At 70.7% G+C, this 24,126-nt stretch carries 24 protein-coding genes; 15 read left to right on the forward strand and 9 right to left on the reverse strand.

Annotated elements, in window-relative coordinates:
• Positions 1 to 135: 135 nt before the first annotated feature.
• Both MKK58_RS10370 and MKK58_RS10375 read left to right on the forward strand, forming a co-directional pair.
• Positions 136 to 732 (forward strand): PepSY-associated TM helix domain-containing protein, encoded by a 597-nt coding sequence (locus tag MKK58_RS10370; protein ID WP_243911998.1) that lies wholly within the window; start codon positions 136 to 138, stop codon positions 730 to 732.
• Between the two features lie 72 nt (positions 733 to 804).
• Positions 805 to 1,839 carry a bifunctional riboflavin kinase/FAD synthetase gene (locus MKK58_RS10375; RefSeq protein WP_243911999.1) on the forward strand — a complete coding sequence of 345 codons (1,035 nt, stop codon included), beginning with the start codon at positions 805 to 807 and terminating at the stop codon, positions 1,837 to 1,839.
• A gap of 62 nt (positions 1,840 to 1,901) precedes the next feature.
• Here MKK58_RS10375 and MKK58_RS10380 read toward each other — a convergent pair whose 3' ends face one another.
• Positions 1,902 to 2,336 carry a YcgN family cysteine cluster protein gene (locus MKK58_RS10380; protein WP_243912027.1) on the reverse strand — a complete coding sequence of 145 codons (435 nt, stop codon included), beginning with the start codon at positions 2,334 to 2,336 and terminating at the stop codon, positions 1,902 to 1,904.
• Between the two features lie 410 nt (positions 2,337 to 2,746).
• Between MKK58_RS10380 and MKK58_RS10385 the strand changes: the two genes are divergently transcribed.
• From MKK58_RS10385 to MKK58_RS10395, 3 genes are read left to right on the forward strand one after another with little or no spacing between them, the layout of a single operon-like run.
• The gene (locus tag MKK58_RS10385) at positions 2,747 to 4,978 is read left to right on the forward strand and encodes a transglycosylase domain-containing protein (RefSeq protein WP_243912000.1); all 2,232 of its coding nucleotides are present in this window, start codon (positions 2,747 to 2,749) and stop codon (positions 4,976 to 4,978) included.
• 5 nt (positions 4,979 to 4,983) lie between these two features.
• A complete protein-coding gene (locus MKK58_RS10390) occupies positions 4,984 to 5,718 on the forward strand; it encodes a DUF1214 domain-containing protein (RefSeq protein WP_243912001.1) in 735 nt (244 codons plus the stop codon).
• The gene (locus tag MKK58_RS10395; RefSeq protein WP_243912002.1) at positions 5,715 to 6,362 is read left to right on the forward strand and encodes a hypothetical protein; all 648 of its coding nucleotides are present in this window, start codon (positions 5,715 to 5,717) and stop codon (positions 6,360 to 6,362) included. Before MKK58_RS10390 ends, MKK58_RS10395 begins: the two co-directional genes overlap by 4 nt.
• A 118-nt stretch (positions 6,363 to 6,480) precedes the next feature.
• Here the strand turns inward: MKK58_RS10395 and MKK58_RS10400 are convergent, their stop codons facing one another.
• The 3 genes from MKK58_RS10400 to MKK58_RS10410 all read right to left on the reverse strand — a co-directional run bounded on the left by MKK58_RS10400 (position 6,481) and on the right by MKK58_RS10410 (position 8,209).
• Positions 6,481 to 6,975, reverse strand: coding sequence for a hypothetical protein (locus MKK58_RS10400; RefSeq protein WP_243912003.1), 495 nt, complete (start codon positions 6,973 to 6,975; stop codon positions 6,481 to 6,483).
• Between the two features lie 170 nt (positions 6,976 to 7,145).
• Positions 7,146 to 7,973, reverse strand: a complete 828-nt coding sequence (locus MKK58_RS10405; RefSeq protein WP_243912004.1) for a hypothetical protein — start codon at positions 7,971 to 7,973, stop codon at positions 7,146 to 7,148.
• Between the two features lie 23 nt (positions 7,974 to 7,996).
• The gene (locus MKK58_RS10410) at positions 7,997 to 8,209 is read right to left on the reverse strand and encodes a hypothetical protein (RefSeq protein ID WP_243912005.1); all 213 of its coding nucleotides are present in this window, start codon (positions 8,207 to 8,209) and stop codon (positions 7,997 to 7,999) included.
• A gap of 503 nt (positions 8,210 to 8,712) precedes the next feature.
• Between MKK58_RS10410 and MKK58_RS10415 the strand changes: the two genes are divergently transcribed.
• Genes MKK58_RS10415 through MKK58_RS10430 form a run of 4 tightly spaced genes read left to right on the forward strand, consistent with a single transcriptional unit; the run spans position 8,713 to position 10,456 of the window.
• Positions 8,713 to 9,006 (forward strand): hypothetical protein, encoded by a 294-nt coding sequence (locus tag MKK58_RS10415; protein WP_243912006.1) that lies wholly within the window; start codon positions 8,713 to 8,715, stop codon positions 9,004 to 9,006.
• A gap of 59 nt (positions 9,007 to 9,065) precedes the next feature.
• Positions 9,066 to 10,016: a glutathione synthase gene (gene gshB / locus MKK58_RS10420; protein ID WP_243912007.1), complete on the forward strand. Its 951-nt coding sequence runs from the start codon at positions 9,066 to 9,068 to the stop codon at positions 10,014 to 10,016.
• A gap of 30 nt (positions 10,017 to 10,046) precedes the next feature.
• Positions 10,047 to 10,280 carry a hypothetical protein gene (locus MKK58_RS10425; RefSeq protein ID WP_243912008.1) on the forward strand — a complete coding sequence of 78 codons (234 nt, stop codon included), beginning with the start codon at positions 10,047 to 10,049 and terminating at the stop codon, positions 10,278 to 10,280.
• Positions 10,277 to 10,456: a hypothetical protein gene (locus MKK58_RS10430; protein ID WP_243912009.1), complete on the forward strand. Its 180-nt coding sequence runs from the start codon at positions 10,277 to 10,279 to the stop codon at positions 10,454 to 10,456. Before MKK58_RS10425 ends, MKK58_RS10430 begins: the two co-directional genes overlap by 4 nt.
• A 67-nt stretch (positions 10,457 to 10,523) precedes the next feature.
• On the opposite strand, the gene MKK58_RS10435 is transcribed toward MKK58_RS10430, so the two are convergent.
• A complete protein-coding gene (locus tag MKK58_RS10435) occupies positions 10,524 to 12,068 on the reverse strand; it encodes a cation:proton antiporter (protein ID WP_243912010.1) in 1,545 nt (514 codons plus the stop codon).
• A gap of 65 nt (positions 12,069 to 12,133) precedes the next feature.
• On the reverse strand, positions 12,134 to 12,694 hold the full coding sequence (locus MKK58_RS10440) for an OsmC family protein (protein ID WP_243912011.1): 561 nt from the start codon (positions 12,692 to 12,694) through the stop codon (positions 12,134 to 12,136).
• Between the two features lie 174 nt (positions 12,695 to 12,868).
• Here MKK58_RS10440 and MKK58_RS10445 point away from each other — a divergent pair, with 174 nt between their 5' ends.
• From MKK58_RS10445 to MKK58_RS10455, 3 genes are all read left to right on the forward strand, one after another.
• Complete coding sequence (locus tag MKK58_RS10445; RefSeq protein ID WP_243912012.1) at positions 12,869 to 13,786, forward strand: cell envelope integrity EipB family protein; 918 nt, start codon at positions 12,869 to 12,871, stop codon at positions 13,784 to 13,786.
• A gap of 262 nt (positions 13,787 to 14,048) precedes the next feature.
• Positions 14,049 to 14,624 (forward strand): PilZ domain-containing protein, encoded by a 576-nt coding sequence (locus MKK58_RS10450; RefSeq protein WP_243912013.1) that lies wholly within the window; start codon positions 14,049 to 14,051, stop codon positions 14,622 to 14,624.
• 274 nt (positions 14,625 to 14,898) lie between these two features.
• Positions 14,899 to 17,385, forward strand: a complete 2,487-nt coding sequence (locus tag MKK58_RS10455) for a putative bifunctional diguanylate cyclase/phosphodiesterase (RefSeq protein WP_243912014.1) — start codon at positions 14,899 to 14,901, stop codon at positions 17,383 to 17,385.
• Positions 17,386 to 17,446: 61 nt separating this feature from the next.
• On the opposite strand, the gene MKK58_RS10460 is transcribed toward MKK58_RS10455, so the two are convergent.
• Entirely contained in the window at positions 17,447 to 18,751 is a 1,305-nt protein-coding gene (locus MKK58_RS10460) for a flavin monoamine oxidase family protein (RefSeq protein ID WP_243912015.1), read from the reverse strand.
• Between the two features lie 301 nt (positions 18,752 to 19,052).
• On the opposite strand from MKK58_RS10460, the gene MKK58_RS10465 reads away from it, so the two are divergent.
• Entirely contained in the window at positions 19,053 to 19,769 is a 717-nt protein-coding gene (locus tag MKK58_RS10465; RefSeq protein ID WP_243912016.1) for a sulfate transporter family protein, read from the forward strand.
• Positions 19,770 to 19,943: 174 nt separating this feature from the next.
• Positions 19,944 to 21,083 carry a complex I NDUFA9 subunit family protein gene (locus MKK58_RS10470; protein ID WP_243912017.1) on the forward strand — a complete coding sequence of 380 codons (1,140 nt, stop codon included), beginning with the start codon at positions 19,944 to 19,946 and terminating at the stop codon, positions 21,081 to 21,083.
• Between the two features lie 40 nt (positions 21,084 to 21,123).
• Here the strand turns inward: MKK58_RS10470 and MKK58_RS26990 are convergent, their stop codons facing one another.
• Positions 21,124 to 22,230, reverse strand: a complete 1,107-nt coding sequence (locus MKK58_RS26990; protein ID WP_243912018.1) for a helix-turn-helix transcriptional regulator — start codon at positions 22,228 to 22,230, stop codon at positions 21,124 to 21,126.
• Between the two features lie 218 nt (positions 22,231 to 22,448).
• Here MKK58_RS26990 and MKK58_RS10480 point away from each other — a divergent pair, with 218 nt between their 5' ends.
• Complete coding sequence (locus tag MKK58_RS10480) at positions 22,449 to 22,688, forward strand: hypothetical protein (protein ID WP_243912019.1); 240 nt, start codon at positions 22,449 to 22,451, stop codon at positions 22,686 to 22,688.
• A 319-nt stretch (positions 22,689 to 23,007) separates the two neighbouring features.
• On the opposite strand, the gene MKK58_RS10485 is transcribed toward MKK58_RS10480, so the two are convergent.
• Positions 23,008 to 23,976: a helix-turn-helix domain-containing protein gene (locus MKK58_RS10485; RefSeq protein ID WP_279578317.1), complete on the reverse strand. Its 969-nt coding sequence runs from the start codon at positions 23,974 to 23,976 to the stop codon at positions 23,008 to 23,010.
• Between the last annotated feature and the right edge of the window lie 150 nt (positions 23,977 to 24,126).

Consider the following 24,126-nt stretch of genomic DNA (forward strand, 5'->3'; position numbering starts at 1 on the left):
GCAAAACCCGTCACGGACTGACGGGTCGCGTCCTCACGGGGAGGCGACGTGCTTCGTGAGGGCGGACCGGAACCGACCCGCGATCCGCATCGGAGGGCGTCGCTGGGCCGTCACGAGCCCGTTGGCGACCCGGACGTGCGGTCGGAGGCCAAGCCCCCGGCTTCGGAGGCCAAGCCCCCGGCTTCGGAGGGCAAGCCCGCAACTTCGGAGGCTAAGCCCACGGCTTCGGAATCCAAGCCGGCCGGGCGCAAGGATGCCGGCGCGCGGGGCGAGGGCCGGCCCTCGCGCCGGGAGGAGGGGCTGGGCGCCCCCGGGGCACCGCCCCTCGACACCGCCTGGACGGCCTTCCGCACCACGGATGCCGGGCAGTTCACCCGGGCGACCCTGACCCTGCCGGGCGGGGCGGAGGGCGTCGTGCGCATCCGCTCCGAGAACCGGAACGGCTGGCGCGACGACACCCGGATCGAGGCGGCCACCGGGCGCATTCGCGTGCACGAGGTCGGCGGGGAGCGCCCCCTCGGCGTCCGCATCGCCGGCAACATGCTCGACGTGCACAGCGGCCGCATCTTCGGCGTGCTCGGGCCCCCGGTCTTCCTCGTGGCCGCACTCCTCATGCCGCTCTTCCTGATCACCGGGCTGCTGCTCTATGTCGGGCGCCGCGCGGCCAGGGCCCGGCGGCGGGCGGCCCCGGCGCCGGGGGGCGCGACCCCCGCGCTCGGCCGGCGCGCTTGACCCTCCGGACGGTTTTCGACAGGTTCCGCCGCCACAGTTCACGACCCCGACCGCTGCAACTCCCGAGATCCGATGTCGTCAGGCGACGAACCCGCCGTCCCGCCCGCCGCATCCGTGCCGGGCCCGAGTCTTCCCGCGCGCGCCCAACGCTTCACGATCTACCGCGCGGACGAGCCGGTCCCGCCGGCCATCGCCGGGGCCATCGCGGCGATCGGGAATTTCGACGGGGTGCATCTCGGCCATCGCGCCCTGATCGCCGCCGTGCGCGAGACCGCGCGGGCGGCCGGCCGCCCGGCGGTGGTCCTCACCTTCGAGCCGCATCCGCGGGCCTACTTCGCGCCGCATCTCCCCATGTTCCGCCTCACCGACGCGCCCGCCAAGGAGATCGTGTTCGCCCATCTCGGCCTCGACGGGCTGATCGTGCGCCGCTTCGACGCCACCCTGGCGGGGACGGGGGCGCGCGACTTCGTCGAGGGGTTGCTGGTGCGGGACCTCGGCGTGGCCGGCGTCGTCATCGGCCACGACTTCCACTTCGGGCGGGGCCGGGAGGGCACGCCCGCCCTGCTCGCCGAACTCTGTGCGGAAGTCGGTTTGAGCTGCCGCATCATTCCCCCCGTCGCCCTGAGCGAGGGCGCCGCGCCGGTCTCGTCGAGCGCGATCCGGGCGGCCTTGGCCGAGGGCGCGGTGGCGCGGGCCAACGCGCTGCTCGGCTACCGCTGGTTCGTCTCCGGCGCGGTCCGCCACGGCGACAAGCGCGGGCGCACCCTGGGCTATCCCACCGCCAACGTGGCGCTCTCCGATTGCGGGCTCGCGCACGGCATCTACGCGGTGCGGGTGCGCCTGCCCGACGGCGCCGTGAAGGACGGGGTGGCGAGCTACGGCCGGCGCCCGACCTTCGACGACGGCGCGCCCCTCCTCGAGGTCAACCTGTTCGACTTTTCCGGCGACCTCTACGGCCAGGGAATCGCGGTGGAATTCCTGGACTTCATCCGGGGCGAAGAGCGCTTCGACGGGGCCGAGGCCCTGATCGCCCGCATGCATCTCGACGCGGCCGAGGCCCGCCGGATCATCGCCGGGGACCCGGTGCCCTCGATGTTCGCGGCCTGATCCGGGACCGCGATGAGCCTGACCCATGGGGCAGGCTCACCGAGACTCGGTATGAGGCGCGCCTACTCCGCGTCGTCTTCCGTCTCCGGCGTGCGGTTGGGCCAAGTCACGATCCGGTCGAGGAGTTCGTCGGCCGTGAACTCCTCCTCGTTGCCCGAAACCCGTCCGCGCACCGAGATGCCGGCCTCGTGCACGCTGGCGGCGCGGCCCGAGACGAGGGGGTGCCAGTCGTAGAGGTCCCGGCCCTCGCGGACCAGGCGGTAGGCGCAGGTCGGCGGCAGCCACGGGATCGTGCGCACGGCTTCCGGCGTCAGGCGCACGCAGTCGGGCACCCGCTTCTGGCGCCGGGGATAGTCGCGGCAGCGGCAGCCATGCCCGTCGAGCAGGGTGCAGCCCACGTCCGTGTGGTAGACCTCCCCCGTGTCCTCGTCCTCGAGCTTGAGGAGGCAGCAGCGGCCGCAGCCGTCGCACAGGCTCTCCCACTCGGCCGGCGACATCGCCTCGAGATCCTTGGTGCGCCAGAACGGCTCGATGGCCGGGGTTTCGGTGGGGGCGGTTTCGGAGAAGGCCCGCGGCGTTTGGGAACGCGCGGCCGAGCGGTCCCGCATGGGGAACACCTTGGGCTGGAGGCGGCAAAGAAATCCGGGTGGTCCGCCCCTGTGCCGCAACGCGAGGGGCGGGGCAAGCGTTGCCGGCTCCGGGGTGCGTGAAAAGTCAAGGCGATCGCGCCACCCGCCCGCCCCAATCCGGCGTCAAGGGTAACGAAAGGTTATGGCCTGCGACGGCAGGCCACTTGGCCTACGACGGGCTTTCTCCGCAACGAAACCTCGCGGCGCGGCGCGGGGCTTGTTAGGATCGTCGGGCCCGCCCACGCGCCGGTGCCGGGTGCTCAAGGACTGGAACACAGGTGCGCCTGCCCAAAGCGACCTCGCTGACGACCCGGATCAAGCACGCCGCCCTGGCCTTCGACGCCTGGGTGAACGCGAGCCTGTACGATGGCGGCCGCTCGGCCGGGGAGACCTACGAGCGCTTCCAGGAGCGCATGAACGTCTTCGCGGTCCGCGGCTGGAAGCGCGTCGCCCTCGACCTGACCAGCGAGGGCGTGACGATCGGCACCGCCGGCGCCGTGCTGATGCTGGCCCTCGCCCAGTCCGCCTTCAACCAGACCAGCGACAACTGGCTCAAGGCCCAGGACCTGGCCGTGACCTTCCTCGACCGCTACGGCACCGAGGTCGGCCGGCGCGGCATCAAGCACGACGATTCGCTCAAGCTCGACGATTTCCCCGACATCATGATCAAGGCCCTGGTCTCGACGGAGGACCGGCGCTTCTACGAGCACTGGGGCATCGATCCCATCGGCACGGCCCGCGCGCTCGTCTCGAATTCGCGCGGCGGCGGCAACACCCAGGGCGGCTCGTCGATCACCCAGCAGCTCGCCAAGAACCTGTTCCTGACGAACGAGCGCTCGCTCGAGCGCAAGATCAACGAGGCCTTCCTGGCGCTCTGGCTGGAGAGCCACCTCACCAAGAACGAGATCCTGAAGCTCTACCTCGACCGGGCCTACATGGGCGGCGGCACCTTCGGCGCCGTGGCGGCGGCGGACTATTATTTCGGCAAGCCGCTCAAGGACATCACCCTGGCCGAGGCCGCGATGCTGGCGGGCCTGTTCAAGGCGCCGACGAAGTACGCGCCCCACGTGAACCTGCCGGCGGCGCGCGCCCGCGCGGCCGACGTGCTGCACAACATGGTCGAGGCCGGCTTCGTCACGGAAGGGCAGATCCAGACGGCCCTGCGCAACCCGGCGACGCCCGTGACCCGCACCCGCGACATCACGGCGGATTACTACCTCGATTGGGCCTTCGGCGAGATCAAGCAGATGGCCGATGCGGGCCGCTTCCGCAACGACCGGGTGCTCACCGTCAAGACGCCCCTCGATCTCACCATCCAGCGCAAGGCCGACGAGGTGGTGCAGGGCACCCTGCGCCGCTTCGGCGACCAGTACGAGGTGGACGAGGCCGCGATGGTGATCCTCGATCCGGACGGGGCCCTGCGCGCCATGGTGGGCGGCGCCGATTACGGCGAGAGCCAGTTCAACCGCGCCACCGACGCGCTCCGCCAGCCCGGCTCCTCGTTCAAGCCCTACGTCTACGCGGCGGGCCTGGCCGCCGGCCTGTACCGGCCCGACACCCGCGTGGTCGACCGCCCGGTCTGCATCGGCAACTGGTGCCCGCAGAACTACGGACGCTCCTTCTCGGGCGCCACGACCCTCACCGTCGCGGTGGCCAAATCCATCAACACCATCCCGATCCAGGTCTCGATCGCGCTGGGCAAGGCCATGGGCATCTCCCACGAGGCGCGGGCGGCGGCGGCCGGGCGCAAGAAGATCATCGAGACGGCGCACGCCATGGGCATCACCACCCAGCTCACGGATTCCGTCTCCCTGCCCATCGGCTCGGCCGAGGTGAACGTCATCGACCAGGCGGCCGGCTACGCGGTGTTCGCCAATGGCGGACGGAAAGCCAAACCCTACGCGGCGATGGAGGTGAAGAATTCCTCGGGCGAGGTGATCTACCGCCACGCGGACGAGCCGATGCCGCAGGTGCTGTCGACCCAGGTGGTCGGCGACATGAACTTCATGCTGACCAAGGTGGTCGAGGAGGGCACCGGCAAGCGCGCGGCCCTGGAGGGCATCAAGGTGGCGGGCAAGTCCGGTACCACGAACGCCTACCGCGATGCGTGGTTCGTCGGCTACACGGGCAACTTCGTCGGTGCCGTCTGGTTCGGCAACGACGACCACACCTCCACCAACAAGATGACCGGCGGCTCGCTGCCCGCCATGACCTGGCACGACGTGATGGAGGTCGCCCACCAGGGTATCGAACTCAAACCCATGCCGGGGTTGAAGGATCCCGGGCGCGCGGTCGCCCAGTCGGGGCCGAGCGCGGCGCCCGTCAACGCGGCGGCGAGCGCGGCCGGCAAGCTCTCGCGGCGCTCGTTCGAGGTCATCGGCAGCATGAACGGCCTGTTCCGGCAGGTCGAGAAGACTGCGGAGAAGACCTCCGCCCTGCGTCCCGTGAGCGCGTCCGGCGATCTCGCCGAAGGGGCCCGCACGGTCGGCGGCCGCATCGGTATCCCGTAACCGGCATGCGCATGACATTTGCCGACACGGTCGCGCGCCTGCGCCCGGCCCGACCCTCGTTTTCCGAGCCCCGTTCCGGACTGGGCGACGCGGATGCCCCGCGCCCCGGGCCCGGCCGGCGCGCGGCCGACCTCCTGCGCAACGGGGTCCGGCGGGCCTCCACCGTCACGCTGGTGGTCTACGCCCTGGCGCTCGGCGCCGGACTCGGGCTCGTCACCGCCGATTACGCCACCCGGGGGGGCTATCCCTTCGGCGGCGTGCGCGTGGGCGCCTGGACCGCCTGGCCGCGGGTCGGCTCCCTCGGCGCGGACCCCTATGCCCGCGCGGTCAACGCCCGGCGCGGCGAGATTCCCCTGACGATCGGCGAGGGCATGCTGCTCACCGCCGACCAGGACGATTCCGGCCGGGCCATTGAGGCCGCCTGCACCTACGCGGTGGCGGGGGTGACGCCGCCCGCCCGGGCCTGGACCCTGACGGTGGCCGGGCGCGGCGCACGCGAGCCCGGACCGATACCCATGCGCGAGGGCTTCACCGCCACCGAGATCCTGCGCGAGACCGACGGACGCTTCGTGATCACCCTCTCGCCCGAGGTGCAGCCGGGGAACTGGCTGCCGATGCCGCGCGCGCGGGGCCCCGTGCGGCTGGCGCTTCGCCTCTACGACACCCCCGTGGCGGCGAGCGCGGGCAACCTCGACCGCTCGGCCGTGCCGGCCATCACCCGGGGAGCCTGCGCCGCATGAGCCCGCGCGGACGCTTCCTGCTGGCGACCCTGGCGGGCCTGGTGCTCGCCGGGCTGGTGCACGGGGTCGTGGTGCTGCTGATCCCGCGCCTGTCGGAGGCGGACGCGCTGTCGCGGGCCCGCTCCAGCGAGGCCCTGGACCACCCGATGCCGGTCAACACCGTCTCGGCCGGCGATGCGGCGGGCCAGACATCCGGTCAGGCGCCTGGTCAGGCAGCCGGCCAGGCCCCGGGTCGAGCCGAGACCTGGCTCCCGATTCCCGACCCCTCGGTGGCGGTGGGGCTCTGCGCCTACGACCTCGCCGACGGGCCGATGCGGGTCTCGGCCCGCACGGGGCCGCTGATGATGTCGCTCGCGGTGCACGGGCGCCGGGGCGCCTTCTACGCGGTCACCGATCAGGCGGCGGTGCGCGGCGCCCTCGACCTCGTGGTGCTCACCCGCGCCCAGTACGACGAGGCGCTGGCCAACGCGGACGAGGACGAGGTCAGCCACGACGTCCGCATCGTCGCCCCGGAGACCCGGGGCTACGTGGTGGTGCGGGTGATCGCCGCCCTGCCGAGCCAGCGCCCGGCCGCAGACGCGGCGGTCCAGGCCGTCTCCTGCACGGTCGACAGCCCGGCCGAGGATTCCAAGCCGGGCGGTTGATGTCGCTGGTCGTCCGAGCGCATGTGTCGGTCGGCGCATCGCTGCGCGGCTGGTTTCGACCCAACATCGCAGTAGAAGGTCGGTTAATCGGTTCCTGAGAACGGACGCCCGCAGGGGTCTATTCGGATGACTTGATCGAAGGTGGCGGTAACGGGTCCTCCTTCGATCTCGCTCCAGAGCCAAAGGAGCAGTCGCCGCATGCATCGGCGAGCCATTTGTCTCCCCGGCTCCAGACGTGGATCTTTAAGCCCTCCCGGCCCTCGAAAATGAAGAGCGAGGACACGACTCCCCAGATTTTGACCAACTCGTCGCCGACCGTGATTGTAGGTCCGGCTCTGAGTGTCAGCCGAGGGACGATAGCCTGATCTGTCACTTGGCCGATTATCACCATGCAAAGGTCGTCGTCGCATCCGGTCTCGACGCGCAGCAGTAGAACACCGTGCTTGCGCCAGAGGTGGCCATCATCGACTTTAGCTGCCCTGAACGCCGCCTCGGCGTCTTCCGCTCTCTCGGAATGCATCAGTTCCGCAACGCGGCCCTTCAGTTCGTCCGGGAGCGGGTCCTCGATACGAAAACGTGCCACCTGCGCAGAGGCCGTGCCTATCATGGTCAAGCTCAACGCCGTTGCGAGGACCGTTGACCGCCACCGAGACACCATAAAGTGCACCCTTTGAGCATGACGTCTGCTTCCTGCACGCTTGATGTTCTAGCGGACAGGCGCAAATCCACCCATCACCGACCTCTCGATCGGGCATCAAGCGCAGGAGGCGCCGCACCGTGTCGTCAGTACTTGGCGACGATCGGGGCCTGCGCCTCGGCCAGCGTGGCTTGCGTCTTCGGCAGGAGGCCGCAGCGGATCTCGGCCTCCGGCGGCACCAGGGGATCGAGGATCGGCCGGCGTCCATCCAGGGCCGCCAGGGTGCGCTCCACCTGAACCGCCTCCGGCCCCGGCGCTGCGATCAGGAGGTGCTCCAGGGCGTAGCGGTAGCCGGCCGCGCGGGAGGCCGTCTCCAGGCGGACCCAGGCGATCAGGCAGCGATTCTCGGCCACCCGCATGGCGGCGTGCCGGACATCGCGGTCGTCGAGGGTCTTGACGAAGGGCAGGCTGCGCAGGCGCAGGGCATCCGCCTCCTTCACCCGCGCGGCCAGGGCGGCGAATTGCGGGATCAGGCGGGCATCGGCGCCGATATCCTCCGACAGGCGGCGATAACGCGAGACCGGCGAGCGGAAGGCGTCTCCCATCAGGGTGTCGTGGTAGGCGGCCGGGTCGGCCGGGCGCCAGGCGGGGGGCAGCAGGCGGCTGCGTGTGAGGTTGGCCAGCACGTCGGTGAAGGCGTCGCGCCCGGCCGCGGGCATCAGGAAGCGCCAGGCCCGGTCGCGCAGGGTCCGCTCGTCGTCCGTGAAGGGAAAGGCGGAGGCCGGCTCCGAGCGCTCCCGCGCGGCCAGGGTGCCGGTGGTCTCGACGAGGCTGTTCCACGCGCTCGCCTTGGGGCGTCCGAAATCCCCCTCCTGAGCGCAGCCGGAGAGGAGCGTGAGCAGGGCGAGACCGGCCGGGCCGGACCGCCACGGCGGACGGGCGCGGGGCCGGCCCGTGTCGAGGTGGAGCGACATGCCGGGCCTGCGCGGAGTGTGGTTCAGGAGCGGCGGCGCAGGCGCGGCGCGGGTGCGTCCGCCTCCGGGCTGCGCTCGTAGCGCACGCCCGTGAAGAGCAGGATGGCGCCCCGGGGGGCATCCGCATCCGGGCGCCGGAAGCGGCGGCCGGTGGGGGCGAGCGCCACGACGGTGGCCGTGGGGCGCTCGGCGAGGCGCTCGGGGCCTCGCGTCGGGGGCAACCTGTCGGAGTTCATCGGCACTTTTCCGATCCCATTCATCCTCTGGGCGATCCGTCACCGGGTTTCGCCGCCCCCGCCTCCGGGCGTTCCGGCGTACCGGGGGAGCCGGCAGAGATCAGCACGGGGTGGTTAACGGAATGTTGCCGTTGACGGCGTCGGCCGAGCTTCGCGGGCATGCCACCAGACCCGACCGACGTGCCCGGCCGGGCCGTGGCTTTCGTGCCACGCCCGGGCGCAATCGAGATGGCGCGCGATTTGCATATTGGATAATCGCCCATGGCGGGCATTTCCTCCCTTGCACTCGGCCCCGCTCGCCCGGCGAGCGGGGCTTTTTTGAGCGGGAGGCCCGGATCCGCATCCCGGCCACGCAGGGGGCGGTGGGAACACCCGGCGCCCGAGGCGCTTGCTAAGGGCGGGGCAGGCCCGATATTCCGGCAGCTTCCGAGCGAAGGCTCGCGCCACGTCCCGACGCCGTTTCATCCAGACGCCATCTCATTCGCAACGAAGGACGCCGCAGCATGCGCGTGGTTACCGCACGATTCCCGAGTTCGGCCATCGGCCTCGGCAAGGTCCTCAAGCTTGCGCCGTTCGCCCTGCTGATCCTGGCGGCCAACCCTGCCCAGGCCCAGCGCGAGGACCAGGGCCTCCAGCTCGGCTGCGCGAACGATTACTTCCGCCTCTGCGCCGGCGTCGATCCCAACAGCCAGGATGCGGAGCGCTGCATGGATCGCAACCGGTCGCGCCTCTCCCCCGAGTGCAGGAGCGCCATCGGCGACTACGATCGGCGCACCGGCGGCCGGTCTCAGAAATAGGCGGGGCTCCGCCGGCATCGCGGGCGTCGCGCACGGGTTCAGGACGGAGATGTGAGACCATGGCCCTGACCGTCGCAGTCCAGATGGACCCGATCCAGGCGATCCGGATCGCCGGAGACACCACCTTCGCCCTGCTGCTGGAAGCGCAGGCGCGCGGGCACCGGCTCCTGCACTACACCCCAGACCGGCTGTCGATGCAGGGCAACACGGTGACGGCGCGGGTCGAGGCCCTGACCGTGCAGGACGTCGAGGGGGCGCACGCCACCCTCGGCTCCATCGAGCGCATCGACCTGTCGGGCGTCGACGTGGTGCTGATGCGCCAGGACCCGCCCTTCGACATGGCCTACATCACCGCCACCCACATGCTGGAGCGCATCCACCCGCGCACCCTGGTGGTGAACAACCCGTCGGAGGTGCGCAACGCGCCCGAGAAGCTGTTCGTCCTCGATTTTCCCGAACTGATGCCGCCGACGCTGATCACCCGCGACAAGGCGGAGATCGAGGCCTTCCGGGCCGAGCACGGCGCCATCGTGATGAAGCCGCTCCACGGGCACGGCGGCGCGGCGGTGTTCCGGGTGTTGCCGGAGGACGCGAATTTCGGCTCGATGTTCGACCTGTTCTCGGTGACCTTCCGGGAGCAGTGGGTGGTGCAGCGCTTCCTGCCGCGCATCACCGAGGGCGACAAGCGCATCATCCTCGTCGACGGCGAGCCGATGGGGGCCATCAACCGGGTGCCGGCCCTCAACGACATCCGCTCCAACATGGTGCGGGGCGGCGCGGCGGCCGCCTCCGACCTCACCGAGCGCGAGCGCGCCATCTGCGCCACCATCGGTCCCGAACTGCGCCGGCGCGGCCTCATCCTCGTCGGCATCGACGTCATCGACGGAAATCTGACCGAAATCAACGTGACCTCGCCCACCGGCATCCGGGCGATCAAGCGCCTCGGCGGCCCTGACCTCGCGATCTCGGTCTGGGACGCGATCGAGGGGCGGCTCGGCGTGGTGGGCTGAGCGTCGGGCGCGGCCCGCGCCGGCCCCCGCATGCCGACCGGTGATCTCAAACATCGGGCCAAGCGCTGGAACGAGCGCGTGAAGCTTGTGGCGACCCTGTTCAACTCCGTGGCCATCGTCACGCTTGCGGCGGCGCTGATCAATCCCATCGCGAGCAAGCACGACGATGTCCTGGCCGATGGCGGATGGATTTTGCTTTTCGGCGCGGCGTCCTCACATATTGTCGGACAGATCGTGCTGACGTTCTTTCGAGCCGAGGAGTGAGCGCCATGACGTACGGGTACGCGCTTCAGGTAGCGGGAATCATCGCCGGGATGTCCGTGGCCTGCCTGACCGCCCTGAAGATCGCCTCGACGATCTTCGACCGCCATACGCGTGCCGATGCCGCGCGCGCGACGGTGGAGGCCGGCAAGGTACAGGATCGCCATCGGGCCGTTTAGTGGACCCGCCGCGCCGGGTTGAGCCAACGCCTCCGGCTTCGGCGCGTAGATCCAGGATGGTGTTCTCTCAATTCTCCCCGCGCGGGGTCGCGTTCATTTCCGCCCAGTCGAACTCCTCCTCCAGCACGTAATAGGCGTCGTCGCCGATCTCGCCGGAGCGGCGCAGGGCCAGCACGCGGTCGCGGGCGGCCTCGATGGCGCGGCGGCGGGCGGCATCGGCGGGAAGCGCCTCGGCGGCAAAGCCGGTGTCGCGCGACTCGGCTTCCTCCAGGGCGATGCGGAACTCCTGGCGCAGGGCCTCGGACGGCGTATCCCCGGCATCCTCCAGGGTCTTCAGGGCGGCGCGGAAGGCTTCGGTGCGGCCGTGCCCGACCTCGCGGCCGACGGGGTCGTCGTCCTCCAGCCCGAGTTGGGCGAGCAGCAGGCGCAGGGTCAGGCCCTGGATCGTCAGGGTGCCGATGATCACGCAGAAGGCGGTGAGCACGATGAGGTCGCGGTAGGGGAAGCCGGGCTCCCCTTCCGGCAGGGCGAGCGCCGTCGCGATGGTGACGATGCCGCGCATCCCCGCCCAGGACACCGCGATGCCGGCCGAGAGGCCCCGGTCGCGGGTCTCGGTCGCGTCGGCGCCCAGGCGGGCGAGATGGGCTGCCGGCAGGACCCAGGCGAGGCGCACCACCACCACGGTGAGGAACACCGCCGCGCCGACCAGCGCGTAGGAGATCTGCTGCGCCCGGGTCAGTCGTTCCAGGATCGGCCCGATCTGCAGTCCGATCAGCACGAAGGCCAGCACGTTGAGCACGAACACCGCCGTGTCCCAGACCGCGTAGGAGACGATGCGGGTGCGGGGCGGCGTATGGCCGGGCGCGATCCGCGCCACCGTGATCGCGAAGGTGACCACGGTGAGCACCCCGGACAGGTGCACCTGCTCCGCCCCGATCCAGATCCCGAAGGCGGCCACGAACTGCAGCACGATGACGCTCGGCGCATCGGCGACGGGGCGCGTGGCGGCGCTGTAGAGGAAGGCGAGGACCGGTCCGGCGACGAGGCTGCCGAGGATGCCGACGACGAAGGTCGGCCCGATCTCGGCGACCGAGAACGTGCCGGAGACCGCCGCGGTGACGCCGAGGCGGTAGATCAGCAGCGAGCCCGCATCGTTGAGGAGGCTCTCGCCGCGCAGGATCGTGGTGAGGCGGTGCGGCAGGGAAACGTGGCGGAGCACCGAGAGGGCGGCCACCGCGTCGGGGGGCGCCACCACCGCGCCGAGCACGATGCAGGCGGCCCAGGGCATGTCGGGCACGAGCCACTTCACCACGACGGCCACGGCCGCCGTAGTCGCCACCACGGCGCCGAAGGCGAGGCCGGCGATCGGCCGCCAATGGGTGCGCAGGTCCCGCACCGAGGTGTCGTAGCCCGCATCCAGCAGCACCGGCGCCAGGAACAGGGCGAGCGCCAGGTCCGGATCGAGGACGAGGTTGGGCACCGCCGGAACGAAGGCGAGGCCGATCCCGCCCAATGCCAGGAACACCGGATAGGGGGCGCCCAGCCTCCGGGCGAGGGCCGCCAGTAGCACGGCGCCGAATAGGACGCCGACGATCCACTCGAAAATCATCATGTCGTTGAAAACCGCCATCGGGGCACCGGGATCGCGGACCCCGATGAGAAAACCGCTGGCGCGGGTCAGCCCTGCGCGGACGTGGCGTCCCGTGCGGGGGAATCTGGCCGTGCAGCGGAATCCTGGACGAGCGCGACGGCCAGCTCCGGCTTGTGGTTCAGGGTCTGGAACACGACGCAGTAGCGCTCGGTCAGCTTCAGGAGCTGGTCGAGCTGTTCCTGGGGGGCATCGGTGTCGAGGGCGAAGGCGAGACGGATCGCCCGGAAGCCCACGGGCGCCTGCCGGTCGACCCCGAGGGTGCCGCGGAAATCGAGGTCGCCCTCCGCGCTCACCGTGCCGGAGCGCAGGTCGACGCCGATCGCGGTCGCGACCGCCTTCAGGGTCACGCCCGCGCAGGCCACCAATGCCTCGAGCAGCATGTCGCCCGAGCAGAGTTCGGCGCCGGAGCCGCCGGTGGCCGGGTGCAGGCCCGCCACCGCGAGGGCGCGGCCGGTCTCGACCTTGCAGGCGATGGAGGTGTCGTCGAGGCTTCCCCGGGCCCGCAGGGTCACCACGGCCGAGTCCGGCGCGGTCCGGTAGCGGTCCTTGATCGGGGCTTGGAGCGAGCGCAGGGTATCGGCGTCCATCGGCATATCCTTCCCGTCGATTGGTCTTGCCGTCGATTGTTCTTGATTCCGGCACAGGGAGATCTAGGGCGCGTCCCGCGGCCGGCGAACCTCGCTTGCCCCGGCCCGATGCCCTATCTGAAGGGGCGTCGGCGGATGTCCGCATCCGTCGGGCCGGTTCTGTCAGGAGAGTCCATGCATCGTTCAAGCGTGCTTGCCCGTGCGGCGAAGGCATCGATCGCCGTCCGGAGCGCCGTGTATCCGGGCGTCGCCGGCATCCTGCTCTGCGCCAGCGCGGCGGGCGCCACCGCCCCGATCACGTTGGCCAACCACCGGGCGGTGTACGATCTCTCCCTGGCCGAGAGCAGTGGCACGCGGGCCGTGGAGAGCGCGCGCGGGCGCATCGTCATCGATTTCACGGGGGATGCCTGCAAGGGCTACACGATGCAGACCCGGCAGGTGACGGTGCTGGAGAGCGGAGAGACCGGGAGCCGGACCTCCGACCTGCGCAACACCACCTTCGAGAGCGGCGACGGGCGCAGCTACCGCTTCAAGACCAGCACGGTCCTCAACGGTACGCCGGGCCAGGCCGTGGACGGCACGGCCGAGGCGGCGCCCGATCTCCTGAAGGTGAAGCTGAAGGAACCCAAGCGCGAACAGTTCCAGGATACGGGCGAGGTCCTGTTCCCCACCGTCCACATGCGGCGGCTGATCCAGGCGGCGCGCGAGGGTCAGAGCACGGTCTCGGTGAAGGTTTTCGACGGCTCGGACGACGGACGCAAGGTCTACGACACCCTGGCGGTCATCGGGCGCCAAGCCCCGGCCCCCGGAAGCAGCCCGGCCCCCGGAAGCAGCCCGGCGTCCGGAGACAAGGCCGCCGATCGGGACAAGCCGCTCCGGGACGGCGCGATGGCCGCCCTGCCACGCTGGCCCGTGACCTTGAGCTACTACATCCCCGGCCAGGGCGAGCGCACGCCGATCTACGTGCTCGGCTTCGATCTCTACGAGAACGGCGTCAGCGGTGCGCTGCGGCTCAATTACGGCGAGTTCGCCGTGGTCGGCGATCTGACCCGGCTCGAGACGTTGCCGACCGCGAGCGATTGCCAGCCCTGAGGCTCGGTCCGAAGCCTCGTCCAAGTGACCGGCGTCGGTTGTACGGCACCGGCCGGATTTTCGCGCCATGCATGATACGCATCGCCGCCGTCCGGCGTGGCGCGGGATTGTCAGCGATCTCCTGATGCGAGAGCCTCGATCGCGGCGGCGCAATCTGTGCGCCGGATGCATGGGATGCGGCGATCACTCAAATTCTTCGCACTTCCATAAAGAAATCTCCGAGGAAAAGGATCTTAGGTCTGCCTGCAACTCCAGGCGGCACATGGACGATCCTCTGAACGGAAATCAGACTCCGCTGATCCTGCCGGCTCTCTGCTGGAGCCGGTACAGGCCGGACTTCTACGCGGTGACGACGGACCTGTCCGTCGCCGGCCTGCGTTTCCGCTCCGCCTCGGTACCCAGCCTCGGTGAGACGCTGACCTGCAGCATTCGCCATGCGGGCACGCTGGAAGTCCTCGTCGTCCATCGCACCAAGACGGCTTTCGTCACCCGTGTCACGCGCGCTGAGGTTGCGATCCCCGTGATCGTTCGGCGCCTGTTGGACCTCGCCGAGGACCAGGGCTGTGATCTGGCGCCGCGCCGCGTTCATCCGCGCTTCGTGCCGGACCGCCCCGACATTCTCGTGACCACTGCCTCAGGTGTTCAGGTCCCGGGCCGGCTCATCAACGTCTCTGCCTCGGGCGCTGCTCTGCAAGTGGATATCCGCCTGGAACCCGGCACGCGGATCACCCTCGGCCGCACCCCTGCTACGGTCGCGCGTTGCTTCGAGGACGGCATCGGCGCGGCCTTCCTGGAACTCCTGCCGCGCGACAACGTCGGACCGCACGTCAACCTGTAGGAGTTCGGGGACCCGGATCGAATGCGGGTGTGCTCGGTCGGGCCGGCGTGCACCCCAGACTTCCAGGGGCCCGAGTTCGAAGCGACGCGTATGGGCGTGCAATTAAGACTCTATCAAAAGCCAATCTCTAGCCTGCCGGCCGGACCCTTATCGGTGACTCTGACGATGCGGCGCTCGGACGACACGAACTCCACGATTGCGGCGCAGGGATTCGCGCCCTCGGAACCCGCTGGGCGCGGTCCGATAAGCCGTGTCGCCTGAGGCGATGGCATCGATGTCGTCCCTTCCCACCTCGCCCCTGGCGGTCGGCCCTGCGGGGCTGAGTCCCGCAATCCTGCGCATGCCCGAGCCCGCCTGGGGCCGCCGGGCCGACAATCCGGTGTATGAGCCGGCTGCCGCGCCGCCCTCGAGCGGAGATCCGGATTCGGGCGGGGATCCGATCTCCGACCGCTACGAGCTTGAAGTCCGAGCCGCACATCTCGACGACGCGCTGGACCTCGCGCCTTCCATCGCCCTGCTCCACGTGATGATGGCCGCGACGGTGTTCGTCCTGTTCGCGGGTCAGGCGAGCCCGTTCTACCTGGCGGTCCTGTTCCTCGGGGTCGCCCTGCCGTCCGCGATCGCCGCCTTCGGGGCACGGAGCTATCGCCTTCGGCGTCCGGGAAAGGCGGAGATCGCCACCGGCCGGCGACTGGCCGCCCTGATCGCCCTGAGCCTGGGCGTTGCCTGGAGCACCATGCCGCCGGTGCTCTTCGGCTCCTCGGACACCACCCACAAGATGTACGTGGTGGGTCTCTGCACCAGTCTCCTTGCCACGACCTATACGTTCGGAGCCTTTCGCGGCCTCGGCCTGCTGTTCTCGGTGCCGATCGCCCTGGCGAGCTTCGCGGCCCTGTTCAGCGCGGGCGGCCTAGCGGCCCGGACGGTGGCTGTCCTGCTGTTGATCTACGCGCTGTTCGTCATCTTCACCGCCGGGCGCATGTCGCGCCTGTCGCGGGAGCGGATTCTGGACCGGGTCCGGGTGGGTGAGCAGAACGAGACCATCAGCCTGCTCCTGCATGATTTCGAAGAGAATACGAGCGACTGGCTCTGGGAGACCGACGCGAAGGGGCGCCTCCAGCACGTCTCCGAACGCATCGCGCAGGTTGCGGGCGAGTCCGTGGCCGCGCTGCGAAACGCCCCCTTCGAGGCCCTGTTCGTCGGCACCCGCCGGCCTCGCCCGATGGGCGACGACATCGCGGAGATTCTCTCCCTCATGGCGGAGCGCAAGGCGTTCCGCGAGCGGGTGGTCGAAGTCACGCTGCGCGGCGTGACGCGGTGGTGGCGTCTCAGCGGCAAGCCGATCATCGACCGGGACGGGCACTTCCTCGGCTTTCGCGGCGTCGGCTCCGACATCAGCGAGACCCGCCAGTCGGAGGCGCGGATCGCCTACCTGGCGAGCTACGATTCCCTGACCGGTCTCGCCAACCGCGCTCGGTTCCACGACGCGGCGACCCAGGCCTGTGCCCCCGCCGCGCTGCAGGAGCGCCCCTCCGCGCTGCTCTACCTCGACCTCGACGGCTTCAAGTTCGTCAACGACACCTTCGGCCATGCCCTCGGTGACGTGCTGCTGACCCGCGTGGCGCAGCGGCTGACCGGAGCGGTGCCCGCGGACGCCCTGGTCTCGCGCCTGGGCGGCGATGAGTTCGCCATTCTGATCGGCTCCAGGCGCGAGCCGGAGGTGGTCGCCCTCGGTGAACGCCTGATCGAGATCCTGAGTGCGCCCTACACCCTCGGCGGGGTCCAGGTGGAGATCGGCGCCAGTGTCGGTGTCGCGCGGGCTCCGGAAGATGCCCAGAGCCCGGAAACGCTTCTCGGCAAGGCCGATCTCGCGCTCTACCGGGCCAAGGCCACCGGCCGCGGCAAGGTCAGCCTGTTCGCGCCGGACCTCGAAGCCTCGGTCCGCCTGCGGCGCGACCTGGAGGCCGATCTCAAGCGCGCCCTCGTGCAGGGCGAATTCAGCCTGCACTACCAGCCCCTGGTCGATCTCACGGATGGCCGGGTCCGCACCTTCGAGGCCCTGCTGCGCTGGACCCGCCAGTCCGGAGCCTCCGTCTCGCCGGCCGATTTCGTGCCCGTGGCGGAAGCCTCGGGCCTGATCACCGAGATCGGCCGCTGGGTGCTGCTCCAGGCCTGCCGCGAGGCGGCGCGCTGGCCGGCGGACATCCGGCTCGCCGTGAACATCTCGCCGATCCAGTTCCGGAACACCGACCTCCTGGCCGACGTGACGGATGCGCTGCGCGCCAGCGGGCTGGCACCGCACCGCCTGGAGATCGAGGTCACCGAATCCGTGTTCTTCGAGATGAACGCGACGACCATCGGCAACCTGAACGAATTGCGGGCCCTCGGCATCCGCGTGGCGCTCGACGATTTCGGCACCGGCTACTCGTCGCTGAGCTACCTGATCCGGTTCCCCGTGGACAAGATCAAGATCGACCGCTCCTTCATCAAGGAGATGGGCAGTCGGCCGGAATGCCTGGCGATCATCGAGGCGATCCTGACCCTGGCGCACAAGCTCGCGATCACCGTCACCGCCGAGGGCGTCGAGACGGTGGAGCAGGCGCAGATGCTCAAGGCGAGCCGCTGCGACGACATCCAGGGCTTCCTGTTCAGTCCCGGACGGCCCGCCGACGCGATCCCGCACCTGATCGCGCACCTGCCGGTCCGGTTCGGAGAGATCTTCCCGATCCTGCCGGTCACCTTCCGGAAGGTGGTGGCCTGAGAGCCCGATACCGGCAGGCTGGCCGCGTCGTCCCGGCGCCGTCGAGGCGCTCCCGGCATCGTCAGGCGGAAAGCCTGTCGGCGACGGCCTCGCCCGCCCGAAGACCCTCCGCGTAGGCGCCCCCCGCCGTGCCCCATTGCCGACGCGACAGGGCCTCGCCGGCGAACCAGACCCGGTCCGCCACGGGGGCCTGGAGCGCGGCGCGCGCGCCGGCATGGCCGGGCGGCACCACCGCCCAGGACCCGCGCGCGAACGGGTCGTGGCGCCAATCGCTCACCGCCGGGATGCTCAGGTCGTGCAGGGCGCGGGCGCCGAAATGCGCGGCGAGCGTCGTCCGCACGAGGCGGCGGACCCCGTCCGGCCCGGCCCGGCGGGCGTCGAGGGCGGCGGCCATGGGCGAGTCGAGTTCGAAGAAGTGGAACGGCGTGCCGTCGATCCGGGTCAGGAGGCCCGGGCTCGCGTCCCGCCCGCCCACGAGGCTCGCGAGCCTGTCCGCCCCCCGGAACGGGCAGGAGGGCCAGTGCAGCACCGCGTGCTCGTAGATGCCGGTCGTGAACCCCGTGATCGCGTCCGCGACTTCCGGGGGTAGGGCGGGGGTGAAGAGCGGGGTGGCCCGCAGCACCATGGTGGGGATCGTGACGATGACGGCCCGGGCCGCGTAGCTCCGGGGCCCGGCGCTCACCCGCACGCCCGGTCCCGACCAGTCGATGCCGGTGACCGGCGTCCCGAGGGCGATCGGCAGCCCCTGCGCGAGGCGCGCGAGGTAGCCGCCGTAGCCGCCGGCGATGAAGCGGTTGTCGCCGTACTCCATGCTGGGGAAGTCCTGCAGGGAGACCCGGTCGAGGCCCTGCCCGGAGACCAGGCCGTGGACCCGCTCCACCCGCCGGCCCCAGGGCCCGAGGCCCGGCGGCAGGGCGGTGGCGGCCGGCCGGTCCGGGCCCGCCCAGGACGCCTGGGTGCTCATCGCCCGGTCGGCCACCGCGAAGGCCCGGCCCAGGGCCGCGGCTTCCGCCGGGCGCCCGCGTCGGTGCCCGACCCAGAGGTGGCTGTCCTGCGCGGCCACCCGCAGGGGCTCTCCCCGCGCCGCGCCGAGGCGCACCAGCGGGTTGATCGGCCCCGCATGCAGCCAGTGCCCGCCGAGATCGACGGCGTGGCCCCGCAGGGACACGGTGACGAGGCGCCCGCCGACCCGGTCGCGGGCCTCCAGCACCGCCACCCGGACGCCGCGCGCCGCGAGGCTGCGCGCCGCCGCGATGCCGGCGGCGCCGGCCCCGACGACGATCACCTCCGGATCGTCGGGCAGGGGCGCCAGGCGCGGGGCGATGCTCGGGCGCCAGCGTTCGTGCTCGGGGCGGGACGTCGGCATGGAGGACGGTCTCGTTCCTGTCTGAAGGGTGGTGACGGGCCTAGCAGAGGGCGGTTGCCGGCGACACCGCGCCGCCGGTCGCATTCCCGTCACACGGCAGAAAACTCAAGCGTCCAGGGTCGCGGCCGCGAATCGCCGTCCGCTGGCCCGCGCGGGACGGACGGCGCGGCGGTGGCCCGCACTTGCGCCTGCGCGCGGCCATCGCCAGAGCTTATGGCCAGACTCTCGGGACACGGTGCGCGCGGGGGCGACGCGGGCCGGACCCCACGACCGGACCGACGCGAGACCACGGGAACTCAGTATGCTCATCCAGGCCGCCTTCGCCGCCCTCCGGCAGGTGTTCTCAGCGCCTCTGCGCGCCATCCTGTGGAAATCCCTCGGGCTCACGGTGGGCATTCTCCTCGTGGTCTGGTTCGGGCTGACGCGGGCGATCAACTGGTTCCTGTCCCAGCATCACCTCTCGGTGGACTACCCCTTCCTCGACACCCTGGCGGTGTTCTTCGCCGGGGCCGGCCTGTTCGTGGGCCTCGCCTACGTCATGCCGGCGGTGTCGATCCTGGTGGCGGGCTACTTCCTCGACGACGCGGCCGAGATCGTCGAGCGCACGGATTTCCCCAACGATCCCATCGGGATAGCCCTGCCGATCGGCACCGCGATGTTCTACGCCGTGCGCTTCGCCGGGCTGGCGCTGCTGGTCAACCTCGTGGCGCTGATCCTGTTCTTCGTGCCGGGGGTGAACCTCGTCGCGTTCTTCGGGGCCAACGCCTACCTGCTGTCGCGGGAATATTTCGAGCTCGCCGCCGGGCGGTTCCGGCCGATGGCGGAGGCGGGCGCCATGCGCCGGCACCATGGCGGCACGACGCTGCTGGCGGGAATTCTCCTGGCGGGACTGATGGTTGTGCCGGTGCTCAACCTCATCACGCCGCTCTTCGGCATCGCCCTGATGGTGCATGTCCACAAGGGTCTGAGCCGGCGCACCCCGCTGGCCGGACCCCGTCCGCAGGAGCGCCTGCCCTGAGAAACGAGGGCGCCTGTCCTGAAGACAGCACCGGCCGAATTTCACCGCGCGGCCTCCCGCCTGGCCGGGAAGTGGTCTAGATACGGTGCATCAGGCTACGGACCGGCGTCGATCCGCTCATCCTTCGGGGTGCCGGATGATGCACGGGGGCCGCTTTTCGAGACGTAACGCGCGATGACCGGTTTCGAGACCCTTCCCCTGACCCGCCCCGCCGCGCAGCTCGTCACCGTCTTCGGCGGGTCGGGCTTCCTCGGACGCCACGTCGTCCGGGCGCTCGCCAAGCGCGGCTACCGCATCCGAGTGGCGGTGCGCCGGCCTGACCTCGCGCTGTTCCTGCAGCCGCTGGGCAAGGTCGGCCAGATCGTGGCCGTGCAGGCCAACCTGCGCTACCCCGACTCGATCGCCCAGGCGGTCCACGGGGCCGACATCGTCGTCAATCTCGTGGGCATCCTGCAGGAGACCGGCCGGCAGAGCTTTTCGCAATTGCAGGCCGAGGGCGCGGGCGCCATCGCCCGGGCGGCGGCCGCCGTCGGCGCGCCGGTGGTCCACGTCTCGGCCATCGGGGCGGATGCAGATTCGCCCTCGCAGTACGCCCGCACCAAGGCGCTGGGCGAGGCCAACGTGGCCGAGGCCGGCGGCGCCCACGTGATCCTGCGCCCCTCCCTGGTGTTCGGGCCGGGCGACAGCTTCTTCAACCGCTTCGCGTCGCTCGCCCGGGCCCTGCCGGTGCTGCCGCTCGCGGGCGCCGAGACGCGCTTCCAGCCGGTCTACGTCGCCGACGTGGCGGAGGCCGTGACGCGCGCCGTGGAGGGCCACGTGCCGGCGGGCCGGGTCTACGAGCTCGGCGGCCCCGAGGTCGAGACCCTGGACGCCCTGGTGCGCTACATGCTCAAGGTGACGCTGCGCAAGCGCGCGGTGGTGGCCCTGCCGCTGCCGGCGGCCCTGCTCCAGGCCCGCGCCCTGGAGGTGGTCGACACCCTGACCCTCGGCCTCCTGCCGGACGCCCTCAAGCTCACCCGCGACCAGGTCACCCTGCTCCAGACCGACAACGTCGTCTCCGAGGCCGCCAAGGCCGAGGGCCGCACCCTGGAGGGCATCGGCCTCCAGCCCACCGCCATGGAGGCGGTGGTGCCGGGCTACCTCTGGCGCTTCCGCAAGGCGGGCCAGTTCGCCAAGGTGCAGGAGTTCGAGAGCGCCATCCCCGAGACCCTGGCGCCGAAGCCCTTCGTGCCGCGCAGCGGCAGCGGTCCCGCCCTGGGCCCGGATTCGAATGCGCCGAGCCGGATGGGGGTTCGCTGGGGCACGCGGGGGTAAGGGAGCGGATCGGCCTCGCGCCGCCCGACCCGTCGTGCCCCTACAGCAGGGTGTCGAGGCGGGCGACGATGACCGCGAGTTCGCTCTGCCGGCCGATGCCGAGTTTGGCGTAAACGGCCTTGAGTTGGCTGCGCACGGTGTGCTCGCTGACCGCGATCTGCCGCGCGGCGTCCCGGGGGCTGTGCCCGCGCCCGACCAGCATGGCGACCTGCGCCTCCGCCTGGGTCAGGCCGAGCTGGACGAGCTTGGGGGCGATGGAGGCGGTGATGGCCGCGAACGGGCTCTGGATCAGCAGCAGCAGGCCCTGATCGACGCCGAGGGCCTCCGCGCCCCGGAGGGGCAGACCGCTCACCAGGATGGGCCGGGTGCGCTCCGCGCCCTGAATGAAGCAGGCGCGCGGGCCGTCCCCGGGCGGCACCCCGAGGAAGGCGGCCAGGAGGGCGGCGAGCTTGGGGCGCTCCTTCGGGTTCAGGGGCTCCGGGACGCGCCCGATCCGGACGCGCAGGTGCCGGCCGATCATCCCTTCGGCGGCGGCGGAAACGGCGCGGACCTGTCCGTCCGCATCGAGCTCGATCAGGCCGATCCCCGCCCCGTCGATCAGGGTGTCGAGGGTGTGGACGCGGGCGCGCGTCGCTGAGAAGGCCGCCGTCATCCGGAAGGCGCGCGTGACATGGGGGCCGAGGACGCGGAGCCGTTCGAGCTCGGCCCCGTCGAAGGCACCGCGATTCAGGGCGCGCGGGACGCTCAGGGCCAGGCTGTGCGGGCTGCGGAAGTCGGAGGCGATGTAGCCGCCGAGGTTTCCGAGGCCGTGCCGGGCGAAGAAGTCCTGAAAGAACGGGTCGGACCCGGTCTCGCCCGGCGCGAACAGGTGTTCGTCGACGACGATCGAGCCGGGTCCCAGCCGCAGCGTCCGCGCGCGGGCGATGCGCGTGTCGTGCTGCCACCAGGTCCGGCCGTACTCCTCCCCCACCGCGTCGAGGGCCTGCGAATGGGTGGTCCGGGCCGTGCGCGCCGGATCGTGGGAGACGAGGACGGCGCCCCGCCCGCCGACCGCGCGCGCGACCTGGTCGAGCACGTCGGGCCACAGGTCCGGATCGAGGACCGCATCGTAGGACAAGTCGATGATGGATTGGAGTTCAGTGCTCACCGCGCCGGATCTCCAGTGTCCAAATTCCGATCCCCGGAAAGCCGACACCATACGGTTTTTCAAGTCAATCGACGTTCCGTGATCTCACGCGCATTGGGTTTGACTGTGTCGTTCGGGACGAAATCCGCGCTACCCAGGGCGACATGTGAAGTTTCGCGACGTTACGCTAAGCCAGTCGGCATGGCATCCGATCCGAAATCTGCGCCGAACGAAATCTCGTGACGACGGGGACCCTGACCCGCGGCCTCCAGCCCACCGCCATGGAGGCGGTGGTGCCGGGCGACCTCCGGCGCTTCCGCAAGGCGGGCCGGTTCGCCAAGGTGCAGGCGTTCGAGAGCGCCATCCCCGAGACCCTGGCGCCGAAACCCTTCGTGCCGCGCAGCGGGAGCGGGCCGGCGCTCGGGCCGGACGCGAACACCCCGAGCCGGATGAGCGTGCGGTGGGGCACGCGGGGGTGAGGTGCGATTCCGTGAGCCGTGGCCGATTGAGAGCCGCTCACACGTCTTCCGGCCGCCGGGCGGTCGGGCCGGATCCGTATCCTCCCCATCCGGCAATCAGCCAAAATCGTCGTGTTCCCGACAGCGCGCGTCGGGCGGCGTCCGCCTGAACCCGTGCTGGGCCCGAACTGCCGGTTCCACCCGCGAACGGCGCGCCCGCCGGGCGGACTCTCGGCGCGATCCGCCGGCCTTACCGGACCGACCCGGGACGGTCGCCGCTTCGCCTGCGCCGGGCGCGGCGTCGGCGCCGAGGCGGGAACGCGGCCGGTCATCCCGGCGGTCATGGCGGCGGTCCGCCGGCCAGTCTGGCGGCGTGGCGATACTCGCTCGGCGTCATCTCGAAGCGGTCCTTGAACCGGCGCGAGAAATGCGCCTGACTCGAGAAACCGCATCCGCACGCGATGAGGCCGATCGGGAGGTGGGCATATCCGGGATCGGTCAGGCGCAGGCATCCCACCGCGAGCCGGCGTTCCCAGATCCAATCCGAGATGTGCCGGCCGCGCTCGTGAAACAGCTCCTGCAGCCGCCGCAGGGAGACGCCGACCGCCGCCGCGAGGTGGGGGGGATCGAGGGTCGGATCGTGCAGGTTGGCCTCGATGTAGGCCTTCGCACGCTGGACCAGGAGATTGCCGCTCACGCGGTTCGGAACCTCGCGCGCCATGCGCTCGGCGATGGCGGCGACCATCAGGTCGACGCCGATCTGGGACATCCGCTCCGCCGTGGCGGGATCGAGCTGATCGTGGACCACGACCAACTCGTTGAAGAACGTCCGGACCAGGGACACGCTGGGTTGCTGCGATCCGATGTTCAGGGCCGAGAACAGGCGTGCCGGGCCGAGGGCCGATTCCAGGCGATGGGCGGGAAGCTCGAGGAAGAGCGCCTTGCTGCCGTCGCTCGATTGGGTCGAGCCGGGCCTGCGATCCAGGACGACGATGTCGCCGGGCCGTTGGACCGCCTCCCGATCGTCCCGCGTGAAGGTCGAGACGCCCGAGAGCATGATCGCCACGGTGACCGTCGCGTCCTTGTCGCTTCGCCGCAGCGCCTCGGCCGTGAGCTCGGTGCGCGTCGCGCTCGAGGAGACGCGCGTGACCAGGAGGGATCCGAGATTCGCGGCTTCGATTTCCCCTGCGAAGGGCCGGTCTCCAATCTTCGTGATCGCCAGCGGCGACAACCGTTCGTAGATCGTCTCGCGCCAGACGCGAAATGCATCCTCTTTGCGGACCGATGCCGTAGACAACAAGCTGCGCAACTGATCGGTACCCTGGGGATGTCTCAATCAGGCATGTTGCTCGAGCGTCTTATGTTCGTCTAATGTTTCAAATCACATTTATGTGATGATGTTTATGGTTGCACAACATTATCTGTGATTGAGGAAAGGCCTGCGCCATTCCTGCGGACG

It is taken from the genome of Methylobacterium sp. J-078 (assembly GCF_022829285.1).
GTDB lineage: Bacteria > Pseudomonadota > Alphaproteobacteria > Rhizobiales > Beijerinckiaceae > Methylobacterium.